Origin of the sequence: Chryseobacterium sp. Leaf405, assembly GCF_001425355.1 — a bacterium.
Lineage (GTDB): Bacteria > Bacteroidota > Bacteroidia > Flavobacteriales > Weeksellaceae > Chryseobacterium.
Genome location: NZ_LMQN01000005.1, coordinates 1 through 14,873 on the forward strand (window position 1 = coordinate 1; position 14,873 = coordinate 14,873).

The 14,873-nt window shown below is 34.1% G+C and carries 15 protein-coding genes and 1 tRNA gene; 2 read left to right on the plus strand and 14 right to left on the minus strand.

Translation table 11 applies throughout. The features are described 5' to 3' along the window. Positions 1-135: 135 nt before the first annotated feature. From yajC to nusB, 3 genes are read right to left on the minus strand one after another with little or no spacing between them, the layout of a single operon-like run. Entirely contained in the window at positions 136-507 is a 372-nt protein-coding gene (yajC, locus tag ASG22_RS04275) for a preprotein translocase subunit YajC (RefSeq protein WP_055981100.1), read from the minus strand. A 4-nt stretch (positions 508-511) separates the two neighbouring features. Next, positions 512-1,027, minus strand: coding sequence for a DUF1573 domain-containing protein (locus ASG22_RS04280; protein ID WP_055981103.1), 516 nt, complete (start codon positions 1,025-1,027; stop codon positions 512-514). An 11-nt stretch (positions 1,028-1,038) separates the two neighbouring features. Next, complete coding sequence (gene nusB, locus ASG22_RS04285; protein WP_055981106.1) at positions 1,039-1,944, minus strand: transcription antitermination factor NusB; 906 nt, start codon at positions 1,942-1,944, stop codon at positions 1,039-1,041. A gap of 90 nt (positions 1,945-2,034) precedes the next feature. On the opposite strand from nusB, the gene ASG22_RS04290 reads away from it, so the two are divergent. Next, entirely contained in the window at positions 2,035-3,696 is a 1,662-nt protein-coding gene (locus ASG22_RS04290) for an ABC transporter ATP-binding protein (RefSeq protein WP_055981109.1), read from the plus strand. A 101-nt stretch (positions 3,697-3,797) separates the two neighbouring features. Then, the gene (locus tag ASG22_RS04295; protein ID WP_034701927.1) at positions 3,798-4,133 is read left to right on the plus strand and encodes a DUF3276 family protein; all 336 of its coding nucleotides are present in this window, start codon (positions 3,798-3,800) and stop codon (positions 4,131-4,133) included. A gap of 141 nt (positions 4,134-4,274) precedes the next feature. On the opposite strand, the gene ASG22_RS04300 is transcribed toward ASG22_RS04295, so the two are convergent. The 11 genes from ASG22_RS04300 to ASG22_RS04350 form a co-directional block, all read right to left on the minus strand. Next, a tRNA-His gene (locus ASG22_RS04300) sits at positions 4,275-4,350 on the minus strand. A 36-nt stretch (positions 4,351-4,386) separates the two neighbouring features. Beyond that, on the minus strand, positions 4,387-5,106 hold the full coding sequence (gene bshB1 / locus ASG22_RS04305; RefSeq protein ID WP_055981112.1) for a bacillithiol biosynthesis deacetylase BshB1: 720 nt from the start codon (positions 5,104-5,106) through the stop codon (positions 4,387-4,389). A gap of 82 nt (positions 5,107-5,188) precedes the next feature. Continuing rightward, positions 5,189-6,838, minus strand: a complete 1,650-nt coding sequence (locus ASG22_RS04310) for a tetratricopeptide repeat protein (protein ID WP_055981116.1) — start codon at positions 6,836-6,838, stop codon at positions 5,189-5,191. Between the two features lie 95 nt (positions 6,839-6,933). Beyond that, positions 6,934-7,806, minus strand: a complete 873-nt coding sequence (locus tag ASG22_RS04315; protein WP_055981118.1) for a PstS family phosphate ABC transporter substrate-binding protein — start codon at positions 7,804-7,806, stop codon at positions 6,934-6,936. Beyond that, complete coding sequence (locus ASG22_RS04320; protein ID WP_055981122.1) at positions 7,796-7,984, minus strand: hypothetical protein; 189 nt, start codon at positions 7,982-7,984, stop codon at positions 7,796-7,798. The genes ASG22_RS04315 and ASG22_RS04320 overlap by 11 nt, the downstream gene beginning before the upstream one ends. A gap of 78 nt (positions 7,985-8,062) precedes the next feature. Next, positions 8,063-8,902 carry an energy transducer TonB gene (locus tag ASG22_RS04325; protein WP_055981125.1) on the minus strand — a complete coding sequence of 280 codons (840 nt, stop codon included), beginning with the start codon at positions 8,900-8,902 and terminating at the stop codon, positions 8,063-8,065. A 24-nt stretch (positions 8,903-8,926) separates the two neighbouring features. Beyond that, positions 8,927-9,496, minus strand: a complete 570-nt coding sequence (locus tag ASG22_RS04330) for an ExbD/TolR family protein (RefSeq protein WP_055981128.1) — start codon at positions 9,494-9,496, stop codon at positions 8,927-8,929. A gap of 11 nt (positions 9,497-9,507) precedes the next feature. Continuing rightward, positions 9,508-10,116, minus strand: a complete 609-nt coding sequence (locus ASG22_RS04335; protein WP_055981131.1) for an ExbD/TolR family protein — start codon at positions 10,114-10,116, stop codon at positions 9,508-9,510. Positions 10,117-10,179: 63 nt separating this feature from the next. Continuing rightward, positions 10,180-11,043 carry a MotA/TolQ/ExbB proton channel family protein gene (locus ASG22_RS04340; protein ID WP_055981134.1) on the minus strand — a complete coding sequence of 288 codons (864 nt, stop codon included), beginning with the start codon at positions 11,041-11,043 and terminating at the stop codon, positions 10,180-10,182. Positions 11,044-11,283: 240 nt separating this feature from the next. Then, on the minus strand, positions 11,284-14,097 hold the full coding sequence (gene leuS / locus ASG22_RS04345) for a leucine--tRNA ligase (RefSeq protein ID WP_055981137.1): 2,814 nt from the start codon (positions 14,095-14,097) through the stop codon (positions 11,284-11,286). Between the two features lie 170 nt (positions 14,098-14,267). Beyond that, positions 14,268-14,738 (minus strand): lipocalin family protein, encoded by a 471-nt coding sequence (locus tag ASG22_RS04350; RefSeq protein WP_055981140.1) that lies wholly within the window; start codon positions 14,736-14,738, stop codon positions 14,268-14,270. Between the last annotated feature and the right edge of the window lie 135 nt (positions 14,739-14,873).

The following is a 14,873-nucleotide window of genomic DNA, read 5'->3' on the forward strand; positions in this document are numbered from 1 at the left end:
AATAACAATCATTCCTTTACGATATTGAGAATTGTTTTTATTTATAAAATAAAATTCATAATTCCTGTTTGGTTCAGATAACGGGGTGAGCTTTGCTCACCCCGCCGAAACGAAATATTTTAAAAACTGAAAAAATTATTTTTTCTCAGTTTCGATCTCTTTTTTGTCTTCTGTTTTTTCAGTAGTTTTAGCTTTATCACCAAAACGGCTTTCAGTAAATTCTCTTGAAACAGCAGCCTTCTCGAATTTCAATTTCCCTGATAATGTTTCAATTACGAAGCCATCCTCCTGAACCTGAGCAATTCTCCCGTGAAGACCTGAAGTAAGCACAACTCTTGTTCCTACTTTTAAGCTTTCCACAAATGCTTTTTCTTTTTTCTGCTTTTTCTGTTGAGGTAAAATCATTAAAAAATAAAAACCTACCAACATTACTCCCATCATGATCAACATCATAGGAGACGAACCTCCGCCCGGAGTTGCTTGTAAAAAAATTGATAATAAATTCATGATACTATGGTTGAATATTAGCAGTGAATGTTAATTTAACAGGAGCTTTTTCTACGTTAGCAAAAACGTCTGCAAATTTGCTTACGTTTCCGTCGAAATTTGAAGAATCGAAGTGTAATATAATTTTTCCTTTTTTACCTGGTAAAATTGGTTCTTTAGTAAAATCCGGCGCTGTACATCCGCATCCTGGCTTTACTTCAGAAATTACCAAAGGATTAGTTCCTGTATTCGTTACTTCATATACGTGCTGTACTTTATCTCCTTTTTTAATGTTTCCAAAATCAAAGTTGCTTTCAGAAAGAGCAATTGTTGTTAAAGGTTGGTTTGAAACTGGAGCAGCAGCCGGTTCTTCAGAAACACCACCACTAGTATTAGCAGGAGCCAAGTTTGTAGCTCCGGCAGTAGAATCTGTAATATTAGCAACTTCTGCACCCGCAGCAGCTTCCTTATTTTCTTTTTTACAAGAAACCAGACCTAAGCCTATAATTGATAAAGCGATAATTGATAACGTCTTTTTCATATTAAAATATTTTATATTCTGTTTAAATCTTTACAGTATTTATCTAAAATCCCGTTAATGAAAATATTGGAACGATCTGTCGCAAATACTTTTGCAATCTCGATATATTCATTAATAATAACTCTTGAAGGGGTAAAAGGAAAATTGTCCAGCTCAGCAATAGCAGATGATAAAATAACTTTATCCATTAGAGAAACTCTATCTAGATCCCAGTTTTCTAATCTCTCCTGCAGTTTCTTTTCGTTACTTTCCCAGCTGTCCAGCGTATTTCTCAATAATTTCATGGCGAAAGATTTATCTTCTTCATCTTTCAGCATTTTTATTAAAGTTCTGCTTTCTTCATCTTCTTTTAAGAAACCGATTGTTTTCTGAACCATAGAATTGGCAATGTGAATATCATCCGACCAGGAAAGTTCTTTATCACTAAGATAATCATGGAAATCATCATTTTCAGCAATATATCTTAAAAATAATTTACCAATGAATTTCTGATCTTCCTCAAAAGAATATCCTTCTTCTTTCATAAAATCCTGATAACGCTTCCCGGCAGACATTCTCTGGAAAGTTTTCACCAACAAATCATCATGAAGATCCCATTTCAATTCTTTGTGCTGACCTGTAAAGAATAATCTCTCAGGATTTTCTTCCAGCTTAATTAAAACTTGATTATTGATGAATTTTTGGTTAGGATTAATATCAGAATCAGACTTAAGATATTTGTTTTTCCCTATCTCGATCTGGTTTTCTGCCAGTTGTTTAAGAGAAACCAAGAAATTAATCTGATACATATACAGATGATAGATTTTCTCTATCCCGGCAAACATATTTTTCTCTAAAACATCAAACTTTATGGGATTCTGTTCGTAAGAATACACAGTTTGTACTACTTTTTCACGGATTTGTCGTCTTCCTAACATTCAAAGAGCTTTTTATGGGCGCAAAGATACAAAATTTAAAATTGATGAAATTCTATATGTGATCACATTTTTGTAATTTTGTAAAACTTTATGAAAGCGCTAAAAACCCTAAACCCCTATTTCTGGAAGCACAAAATATTATTATTTTGGGGGGTACTATTCATCATCACGAGTAATTTTTTCAATATATTTAAAGTTCAGTTTGTCGGAAAATCTGTAGACGAACTTACCAAAAATGGAAATCTGGGTTTTAACAATCAGGTTTTAATTTATGTTGCTATTATTGTTGGCTGCTCTTTATTAACCGGATTTTTCACCTTTATGATGCGACAGACCATTATTGTGGCATCAAGAAGAATTGAATATGAATTAAAAAATAAAATCTACAGACATTATCAGGATTTATCTTTAACAGATTATAAGCAGACAACAATCGGAGATTTAATGAACAGGCTAAGCGAAGATGTCGTAGCAGTAAGAATGTATTTAGGGCCTGGCGTGATGTATGTTGCCAATTTGATCGTCTTAGTGGTGATCACCGCAATTTATATGATAAAAACCGATGCATCGATGACACTTTGGACATTATTGCCACTTCCGATTTTATCATATGCCATTTATAAAGTAAGTTCGATTATTAATCAAAAATCGAAGATTATGCAAAAAAGCCAATCTGCGATTTCAACTTTTGTACAGGATAGTTTCTCAGGAATTCGTGTGGTGAAATTTTTTGCAAGAGAAAATTATATTAAAAAAAATTACAGCGTAAAAGTCACCGATTACCAGAACAAAGCTCTTGATTTGGCAAAAACTGAAGCGTACTTCTTCACGATTATTATATTCGTAATCGGATTATTGAATGTTGCTGTGATTCTAATTGGCGGACAAAAATATATTAACGGAGAATTAAGCATCGGTAAAATTGCAGATTTCTTCATGTATATCAATACACTGATTTTCCCTTTTTCAATGGTAGGTTGGGTAACTTCTGTTAATCAAAGAGCGGAAGCTTCTATGCAGAGGATTAATGAATTCATGGATAAGAAATCTGATATTGTGAACAAAAACTTTGATACATATGAGATTAAAGGTGATATCGAATTCAGAAATGTATCATACGTTTATCCAAATACGGGAATCAAAGCTTTAGATAATTTAAGTTTTAAACTGAAAGCAGGAGAATCTTTAGCCATTATGGGAAAAACCGGAAGTGGAAAGTCTACGATTGCTTTATTATTATGTCGATTAATTGATCCGACTGAAGGTGAAATTTTAATTGACGGTAAAAATCTTAAAGAACATAATTTAACAAATTACAGAAATTTTATCGGATATATCCCACAGGAAAGCTATCTTTTCTCAGATTCTATTGAAAATAATATTGGTTTTGCCATCGATAATCCTTCCCACTCAAAAGTTGTTGAATATTCTAAAATTGCAGACGTCGATAAAAACATTGTTGAGTTTAAAGAACAGTACAATACCATGGTGGGCGAACGCGGGGTGATGCTTTCGGGAGGTCAGAAGCAGCGAATTTGTATTGCCAGAGCTTTAATAAAGAACCCAAATATTATCATTTTTGATGATTCTTTGTCTGCTCTGGATACTGAAACCGAACAAAATATTCTGGAAAATATCGATCGTAAAATACGTAATGCGACATCCGTAATCATCACACATAGAGAGTCTAGCGCTCAGAGAGCAGATAAGATAATTAATCTAACCGAAATTGCCAATTCTGTAACTGCATAGCAAATTTATTCACAAATGTTAAATAAATCATAAAAAAAATTTTGTGATTAAAAGAAAACTTTTATATTTGTTCTTAACAAGATTAAAAAAAATATCTAACAATGAGTGAATACAAGGAACGCCATGAAAATGAAATTTTCACTAAGGTGTTAAAAGCAGGGAGAAGAACTTATTTCTTTGATGTGCGCGAGACGAAAGCAGGAGATTATTATCTTACGATTACAGAAAGTAAGAAAAATTTCGGAGAGAATGGAGAAGCTACATTTGAGAAACACAAAATTTATCTTTACAAGGAAGATTTTAAGAGTTTTCAGGAGATGTTTAATGAATCCACAGATTTCATCATTAACGAAAAGGGTGAGGATGTAATATCCGAAAAGCATGACAAAGACTTCAAAAGCAAATCATTTACAATTGATTCTGACGACGAAGTTTAATCAAAAAGAATATCTAAAAACACAAGCATCTGAAAAAAGGTGCTTTTTTTATGCCTGATTATTATTAATAATTTGCTTCAAATCTTGAATTAAAACAAATAAAAAAACACATTCTCAATATATGAAAATGTGTTTAAATGTGGGTGAATGAGGGGTCTCGAACCCCCGACCTCCGGAACCACAATCCGGCGCTCTAACCAACTGAGCTACAATCACCGTTTTTGGTGGTGCAAATATAGGAAAGAATTTTTAATTACCAAACAATTCCATCAAAATTTTTCAAAGCAATTAATTTTTCTGATGTAAACCCCTCAGCATAAGCAACTCCTGATAAACGACCTAAATCTTGCGCTCTGTACGTTAAGCTCTCATAAAAGTCTTTTGAGGTAATTGGGGTTTCAGGCTCTTTAGAAGTCGGATCATAAAACTGAGTTTTGAATGCCATACAAGCTTCGAGTTTTTTATCAAGGTGTTCTGATATATCAATTACAAATTCCGGCTCGATATTTTTCCATTGGATATAATGAAAAACTTGCTTCGGTCTCCACACTTCCTGATTTTCTCCATCCAAAACTGTTTCAATTTTTCTCAGTCCGGCCAAAAAGCACGCATCTGATACTAATTTCGCTCCTTTTGCATGATCTGGATGTCTATCATCAATGGCGTTCGCTAAGACAATTTCCGGGCGGTATCTGCGAATCATTTTTACAATCCTCATTTGATATTCTTCAGAATTTTCAAGAAAGCCGTCTTTCATTTCAAGATTTTCTCTGGAGGCTACTCCAAGAATTTTTGCAGAATTACCTGCTTCCACTCTTCTTGTTTCATCGGTTCCTCTTGTCCCAAGTTCCCCTTTGGTAAGATCAACAATAACACATGTTTTTCCTTCTGAAATTAATTTGGCAATTGTTCCGCCACATCCGAGCTCTACATCGTCAGGATGAGCTCCAAAAGCTAATACATCTGTTTTCATATTTCCAAAGATAAGATTTAAAACAAAAACTTCCCAAACATTACGAATGGGAAGTTTTAATATCTATAATTTAAATTTTAAATTACTTATTGATTTCTGCATTTAATTTTACAGCATCCTGGTAAGTAGGATCTAACTGAACAGATTTTGCAACATAATCTTTAGCTTTAGCAGCATCAGAATCTTTCGATAAATAGGCTACTGCAAAATATGCGTACGCCAATGTCTGTTTGTTTGCCTCCACTTCAGCAGGTTTTACCGTACTGATATATTTTTCGTAAGCAATTTTAGCAGCATCGTTATTTCCACCTTGTTGGTAAGAATATCCTAAACTATAATAAGCAGGTGCCCAATCAGGAAGAATTGTACTCATTTTCTGCCATGTAGCAATTGCCCCATTCCAGTTCTTAGCATCCTGATATGCAGTTGCCAGCTTGAATAATGCATCTGTATCCTGAGCATTTGCAGCCACTTGCTTCTTCAATCCCTCGATTGTAGGGTTAGTCGGTCCTGCATCAACATCAGCCTGAGAAGCTCCTCCACCAGCGATTTTTGCCAATTCCATATCCCATTTCATCGTTTCGTCTTTCGCACTTTTAGCAATCGCTATTTTTTGTTGTGCTTCAGCCATTAGAGCCGCTTTTTTAGCAGCATCTTTTTCAGTTTTAGCTAAACCTGCAGCGATCAGACCTTGTAAACCTTGGTCAGCAGGCAATAATCTTGTCTGCTCTGCTTTAGAAGTAAAGCTATCCAAATTTTGTTTTGCTTCGGCATAATTTCCATCAGCATAAGCTTGGTAAGCTCTTAATTTGAATTTAATCGGATCATTAATTTTATCAAAGATCTTATCTAAAACCTGCTTAGAGTTTGCATAATCTTCGTTGGTAAAATATAATTTAGAAATTTCTAATTGTGTATATGGATCTTCATCAGCATATTTTGTATAGTTGATAAGATCTTGAGTTGCCTTGGCATTTTGTTGATATCTGATGTCATAAGCAGCCATTGCTTTATAAGCCGGTGCATAAGAAGGATCTGTAGCAATTGCTTTTTCTATGCTCGTTTTGGCTTGTTGCCATTGTTGAGCAGCCATCCACAAAGTACCAATTCTTGTATATACCGAAGCTTTATTTTTAGCTAAAGGAAGTGCTTTGTCATATGCTGACATTGCATCTCCGGGAATTCTTTTTAGTCTGTAAGCATCCCCAAGAGTATAATAGTAATAAGCAGGAACACCTTTTCTCTCAGCTCTTTCAATGGCTTTATTTAAAAATTGAATCGCCAAATCAGGTGAATTATTTTTTTCAAATAATGTTAAAGCTTCTGCAGCTCTGAACAAAACTTCTGCATCTTTTTCTCTAGAATCAGTTACAATCTTCTGAATTTCCGCAACTGCATTTTTATCTCCTTTTCCAAGTTTTACAGCAGCTAAACCAATCTGGTTCAAATAACTTTTTTTATCAGCAGCGAGACCTTTGTTAAAATTATCTGTTGCTGAAGCAAAATCAGGCTCACTTTGTTTTAAAAATGTATTTCCTAAGTAAAAATAATTTTCAGCCGTAGGCGCTGAAGCAATCATGTTCGTAAAATTGGTTTTTGCCTGAGCAAATTTGTCACTGTCAATACTGTTAATACCATCCTGTACCGTTTGCGCAAAGGCAAAGTTGGTAAAAAATACCACTGCCGCTCCAAAAGCAATCTTCTTTACATTCATATTCATTATATCTTTCATTTTATATTTTCTTAATCTAAATTCGAGTATATTATAGACAATTATCAGACCAAAATACTATATTTATTTTGGTTAAAGGATTAATTTAATATATTTTAACGCATTTCAACTTCTCTTCCATAGATGTTGTAAGGCTGTAAACCTTCTTTCTGTACAATCTTCTGCCCCAAGTGAGTACATGAGTATCTTATAAAACCACTAGCAATATTGAAATTGCCTTCATTGGCTAAGAAATACAGAACTCTTGTAAAAGGATATTTCATTTCTCTTAGACCATCAGAGTCAGGTAAATAAGATTTACCATTACTTATAATCGGAAGAATTTTGATCATGTCTCTTAATTTCTCCGTTTCTTTATCGTATGGTCGGCTAATTGTATTTAAACCTATGACACCGATTTTATTCGGATATTTATTTAGTTCCTCAATAACGTTTGTACTGCCGGAAATAACTGAAAACTTAAGAACTTTAGGTTGTTTTTTAAGCTTTTGAGCAACAAAATTTAAGTTACTAGAATTAGTACCGTCAAAGACAAAATTTTTATCTTCAGATTGTAATCCTTCCTTAATTTCTTCCATCGTAATACTGGATTTTTCAGAATCTTTAGGAACAAAGAAAACCACTGCATCAGCTGCAAATTTTGCTGGAATAAATTTTAAATCTACTTTAGATTCGTAGGCTTTAATTTCTTCAGGAGACAGTTCTTTAGACATCACGACAAGTCTTGCTTTATTGTTAAGCAAATCAAGAAATCCTAAATCTTCTTTTTTAGTTTGAACATTAATTTTAGTTTCAGGATAACTGATCATATAGCCTTCTGCTAAAGCCTCAGTGACACTTTTAAATGATTCATCGGTCAAAATGGTCATTTCTCCTTTATTATAAGAATCTTTTGATTCTGTCTTTTTTGAACAGTTTACCATAAGTAAAGCCAGGAAAAATAATAGGAGATTGTTACTATTCTTCATCTTCTTCAGTATTTCTAAATTTAAAAATAACTCTCCATATTCTAAAAATACCATAAAGAATTAATACAGTTCCTAATGAGTAAGCGTAGATAGGTTCGATGAATTTATAAATCATCATTACGATACCTAAAACAACGTAACAAATTCCTGCAACCAGGGATAACCAATTGAACATCATATAACAAAAATACCAAAAAAAATAAAAAGAGAAGCATAAGCTTCTCTTTTTTAATTATTATTTAAAGATAAAATATTATTATCCTTCAAAATTCATTGTTAAAGGTAATCTGAATCGGTAACGTACAGATTGTCCGTTAATTTTAGCCGGAGTCCATTTATTTTTAATAGACTTGATAGTTCTCATCGCTTCAGAATTGAAGTCTGCATTCTTTCCGTTTGCCTTAACGTCAGTAATACTTCCATCTCTTTCAACTACGAAAGTGATTTCTGTTTTTACTGTACCTTCATCACCATTCATCGCAGAACCATCAAAGTTACTAGATACTTTGTTTCTAAATGCATTGATACCTCCCGGGAATTCAGCAGTTTGCTCTACCTCCGTATATACCTGAGTATCACTTACCTGAGGTTTAAGTTCAACAGCAGTACCTTTACCACTTGATGGCGGTGGCGGCGGCGGTGTGTAAGCCGGAGCTTTTACACCTTCCTGGTTCACTACACCTGTTGTTGTTTCTAATTGCTTAGAAATTGGTGGTGGCGGAGTTTCAATTTTCGGAGCCTTTACCGGTTCTGGAACCACATTTTGAATAATTTCAATTTTCTCTTCCACTTTTGGTGGCGGTGGTGGTGGCGGTTCTTCTTCTTTAGGTGGTTCTACAATTTTATCTTCCTGAATAATATCAACCAGATCTGCCTTAACTTCTACTTGCTTTTCAGCATTAAGATTTTTAATCGTTAAGTAAATAAGAGGAGATAAAGCCAGCAATAAAAATATAGAAGTACCAATGATAAAAGACTTGGTCAGTAATCTAGGATACTGATGTCTGATATCATATGCACCATATTCTTTATTTCTATTTTCAAATACAATCTCATCTAATGTAAGATTTCGACTGTAAACATTTTCATCTGCCATTGTATTGCAAATTTAATAATTAAATTACTTTGTTGCAGGTGCGGCAGCAGCCGAATTCCCTATTTTTCTTTCATAGATTGCTTTTTCCCAAGGCTTAACATCGGTAACACCGTATCTTTCGCTTTTGGTAATAGCCATCTCATCAAGAATATCTACAAAGTTTTTATATACTGCATCGTCAGTAGGCTTGATAATAACAGTAAACTTGTCTTTATCTGCCGCACCTGCTTTTGCTTGCTCAATAATCTTTCTTATTCCTTCTCTATCAAAAGATGTTTCTTTCAAATTTTCGTCATTTAAAGATGTATTATCTTCTTGATGCCAAAAAATTCTATTGTTTTTTCCTAATAATAGAGAAATTGAATTAGAAAGCTTGATTTCTGTCTTTTCAGGAATCGGGTCATTCGGTTTTGGTTTTCCCGGAAGACCTAAATCCATCACATTCGGTTTGCTAAACGTTGACGTAAACATAAAGAACATCAATAGCAAGAAATTCAAATCCACCATCGGAGTCATATCAACTCGGGGATTATTCTTCTTGGACCGTACCTTGCCGCCTTTGCCGCCTTTTTCCTGTACCTGTACTTCTGCCATTTCTTCTCTTGTTATTCGTTAGGTTTACCTTCTTGTGACGTTATCAACCAAAATTTAAGAAAATCAATATCTCTTAAACCCTCAAATAAGCTTTTAACCTTCGGATATTCAGTTGTAACGTCTCCTTTAATCGCTAACTTGTATTCAGGATTTACGTTTAAACTTTCTTTTACCCAGTCTACTAACTGCTTATCTGTACTGTCCATAGGAATACCTTTTGGACTTTTAAAATTCTTCTGCTCATCTTCAGACATAGAAAGATAGCTTCTAAGTTGATTCATAGGAACCCCAATTGTCTGAACTCTTTGAAAAGCAGCTTTTTGATTATTGTCAAAAGTAATACCATACTTTTTTCCCATATTATCTAAAAGCTCTAATCTTTCTGTTGCGTTTTCTACCGGCTGGAAATAAAATTTTCCATCTGGTGTAGCATTAATAGTCATTAAGCTCGCATCAGGAAGTAATTTCTCTGAGATTGAAGATGGCGGTTTGATCTGCTCCACATCAGGCTTCTTGAACTGAGTGGTCATGATAAAGAATGTAAGCAGTAGGAACGTAACGTCGCACATTGCGGTCATATCCGTAACTACCCCATGTCTTTTTGGTTTTATTCTCGCCATTATTTATTATCTAATTAATTTATAAACTTCTTTTTGTGTAAAAACACAGATTCACTTTAATTCTTAGTGAAATTCTGCAAAAGACTGCTGAATGCTCATTGCGATCTCATCGATCTTATAAGTCAATCCGTCAATTTTAGAAGTAAAGAAGTTATAAAGGATAATTGCTACAGCTGAAGTACCAATACCTAATGCAGTATTAATCAATGCTTCAGAAATACCGATTGATAATGCAGCAGCATCAGGTGTACCACCACTAGCTCCTAAAGCGAAGAACGCTCTAATCATACCAATTACAGTACCTAATAGTGCTACCAATGTTGCAACTGTACCTAATGTAGAAAGAATCATCATGTTTTTCTCTAACATTGGCATCTCAAGAGTAGTAGCCTCTTCAATCGCTTTGTTAAGCGCTACCATTTTTTGCTCTTTGTTAAGAGTTGTATCGTGAGATAAAGCTTTGTATGTAGTAAGACCTTCTTTTACTACGTTACCAACAGAACCTTGTTGTCTGTCGCATTCTTCTAAAGCCTCATCAACTTTGTTTTGATTTAACAAACCTCTGATAGTTACAACGAAGTTGTCAACGTTTCCTGCCCCTGATGCTTTCCCTAAAACGAAATATCTTTCAATTGAGAAAACGATTACAGTAATCATGAATGTTACCAATAATGGTACAATAATACCTCCCATGTAGATCATTCCCATGAAACCTTCAGGATGTAAATCTTTTCCTTCTACATCTGCAAAAGCTACTGAACCTCCTGTTAGCCTAGGATCAGCTTTAAAATTACCTGGGTTACCCAATACGAATAACCAAATACAAATTCCTATAACTAATAGAATAGGAATAATTATAGCAGGGTTTAGACCTCCCGCCTTTCTAGCAATTACTTGCTCATCATTTTTTGAAACATTCATTTCCATATTTAACTAAATTATATTGTTTTAAAATTTTACAGGGTGTAAATTAAAGGCAAAATTAATTAAAATGCAAGAGTCTTAAATAAACATTTTGCTTTTTTTTGGTAAAGAAAATTTAATACAATTTCGATATTATAATTATTTTTCAAATTTTTAAAAATTTTCTTCAATTTTACCAATTACGTTAAAAAATCAAAAAAATTACCCGTTGATTTTTTTAAAATTACCAATGTTAATTTTTATTTAAATTACTATATTCACGATTCTGTGAGGCACTACAATGATTTTTTTCGGTGCGTTCCCTTCTAAAATCTGTACCATTTTCTCATCCTGAAGCACTAATTCTTCCACTTCTTTTGCAGAAAACTGTGCAGAAAGCGAAATCTTAAACTTCATTTTACCATTTACGCTTACAGGATACAATATTTCGTCTTCTACCAGATAATCCTCGTTCAATAAAGGGAATTTCTCGAATTCAATAGACATATTATGTCCTAATAAACTCCACAGCTCTTCACAGATGTGTGGCGCATATGGAGAAATGATAACGGCTAACGGTTCTAAAATATTGCGTTTGTTACATTTTATTTTTTGTAATTCATTTACAGCAATCATAAATGATGATACAGATGTATTAAAAGAAAAGTTTTCGATGTCATAAACTACTTTCTTTATTAAAGTATGCAACACTTTATATTCTGCTTTCGTCGGCTCTTCTTCTGACACTTCAAAAACCTCACCATTGAAATATAAATTCCAGAATTTTTTCAGGAAACCGTAAACTCCACTCAAACCTTGAGTGTTCCAAGGCTTTGATTGTTCTAATGGACCTAAGAACATTTCATACAATCTCAACCCATCAGCTCCGTATTCTTCACAGATATCATCAGGATTTACAACATTGTATTTAGACTTAGACATTTTTTCTACTTCACGGTCTGTTATGTATTTTCCGTCTTCCAAAATAAATTCTGCGTTTGCATAATCTGGTCTCCAAGATTTGAAAGCTTCAGTATCCAATTCATCTGATGTTCCTTTTAATAATGATACATCAATATGAATTTGCTGAGTCTTATATTCACTTGCTAAATTTTTAGACACATATTGATTAGTCCCATCAATTCTATATACATAAGCACTCATCCCCAGAATCATCCCCTGATTGATCAACTTTTGGAAAGGTTCATCATGAGTAATATATCCTCTGTCTTTTAAGAACATATTCCAAAAACGGGAATATAATAAATGACCGGTTGCGTGCTCGCTTCCTCCGATATATAAATCTACCTGTCCCCAATAATCTGACAATTTTTTATCAGCAAAAACCTCACCATTATTAGGATCCATGTATCTAAGGAAATACCATGAGCTTCCCGCCCAACCCGGCATTGTAGATAATTCTAAAGGAAATACCGTTTTATCATTAATTAAATCTGTCGCAACAACTTTTTGATTCGCCTCGTCCCAAGCAAACGTTTTAGAGTTTCCCAATGGCGGATCTCCATCTTCGGTTGGCAAATATTTTTCAACTTCAGGAAGTTCCAATGGCAAAGCGGAAGTTGGCAACGTGTATGGCATTCCATCCTTATAATATATAGGAACCGGCTCGCCCCAATAACGTTGTCTTGAAAAAATCGCATCACGCTGTCTGTAATTTGTTGTTCCCTGACCAATTCCTTTTTTCTCAATCGCAGTAATAATTAATGCTTTCGCTTCATCGTAAGTAAATCCGTTTAAGAAATCAGAATTTACGCAAGTACTTGTTTTAGAATCAAAAGATTTTTCCTGAACGTCTTCTTCTGTTTCTACAACTTTTTTAATTTCTAAATTAAATTTCTTCGCAAACCTGTGATCACGCTCATCATGTGCAGGAACAGCCATTACAGCTCCCGTTCCGTAACCCATCAATACATAATCTGAAATATAAATCGGCATCTTTTCATTGCTGAAAGGATTAACCGCATAACTCCCTGTGAAAGCACCTGAAACGTTTTTCACGTCAGACATTCTGTCTCTTTCGGTTTTCTTGGAAGTTTCTTCAATATAGCTGTCTACCTCAGCTTTTTGTTCGGCTGTAGTAATTGTTTCCACTAAAGGATTTTCCGGAGCTAGTACCATAAAAGTTGCCCCAAAAATAGTGTCAGGTCTCGTTGTGAAAACCTCAACGATTTCGTTATGACCATCCACATTAAATTTCACCTGCGCTCCCTGAGATTTTCCAATCCAATACTCCTGAGAATCTTTCAAAGGCTGAGGCCAGTCCAATGTTTTTAAACCTTGCAATAATCTTTCGGAATATGCAGAAATTCTCATGCTCCACTGCATCATTTTCTTCTGAAAAACAGGGAAACCTCCTCTTTCAGATTTTCCGTCTTTTACTTCGTCGTTTGCCAGAACTGTTCCTAAAGCAGGACACCAGTTCACCGTTGTTTCCGCTCTGTATGCTAAGCGGTAATTTAAAAGAATATCTTCCTTATCCATTTCAGAAGCAGTTTTCCATTCTTCTGAAGTAAAATGTAATTCGTCATTTTGATTGGCATTTAATCCTTCTGTTCCTTTTTCTTCAAAGTGCTGAATTAAAGTTGAAATAGATTCTGCCTTGTCTGTATTTTTATTATACCAGGAATGAAACAATTCAATGAAAATCCATTGTGTCCATTTATAATAAGAAGCATCGGAAGTTCTTACTTCTCTGCTCCAGTCGAAAGAGAAACCAATTTTTCTTAGCTGCTCTTCGTATCTTGTAATGTTTTGCTCAGTTGTAATCGCAGGATGTGTTCCTGTCTGAATTGCATACTGCTCAGCAGGAAGTCCGAAACTGTCGTAGCCAACCGGATGAAGCACATTGAAACCCTGATGTCTTTTGTATCTCGCATAAATATCTGATGCAATATATCCCAGCGGGTGACCTACGTGAAGCCCTGCACCTGAAGGATACGGAAACATATCGAGAACATAAAATTTCGGTTTGTCTGTGTTATTGGAAGTTTTATACGTTTGATTGTCTTCCCAGTATTTCTGCCACTTTTTTTCTATCTGCTGATGATCGTAAAACACTTTTTTATAGATATTAGATGTTAGATGTTAGAATTTTTAATTTCAATTCTAATTTTCACAAAAATAATGAATTTAAAAGAAATGGAAATTTAATTTTAAATTAAATATATGAAATAAAAAATCCCATCCTAAGATGAGATTTATATATTGTATTGATTATTCAGAATGTGTTACTGAATTCTTTTAAGTGTAAAAGTTTCAGAATGAAATTCGGTAGGATCTGTTTTATCTTCAAACATAATATTCAATGAAGTTTCACTAACCGAGATTACTTTTCCTGTTGCCGGCTCTACTATTCCCTGATATTTTACCTGAATCGCTTTGCTTGTTTTATCATATGTATATGTAAAATTTCGGTCGAAAGTCGGAGTACAAGTTCCTGGTGTAGAACCATCCCCCACGTCTGTTCTTTTTCCAGTGGTTTCATTAATGAACGTCCATCTTGAAGTTTTCTGACAGTCTGTATCAAAAGAAATTCCATCTGAAACAGGGTCTTCGTCTATTGCAACTACTGTTACCACTTTTTTAATCGGCTGCCAAACACCTACAATTGGTGCTTCTACAACTACTTCATCGTCGTCATTACATCCCGTCGCCACAAATAATGATAAACCTGCAAATAATAATGCTAATTTCTTCATATATCAAATTTTTCAAGCGCTAAAATTATGATTTATTTATATTATTCTACAATTTTTTTAAAAAAATATTATTAAAATTTAATATTTACTGCTTATTGACTATATCCGATTCCGTATTTACCTTTATTTAACAAA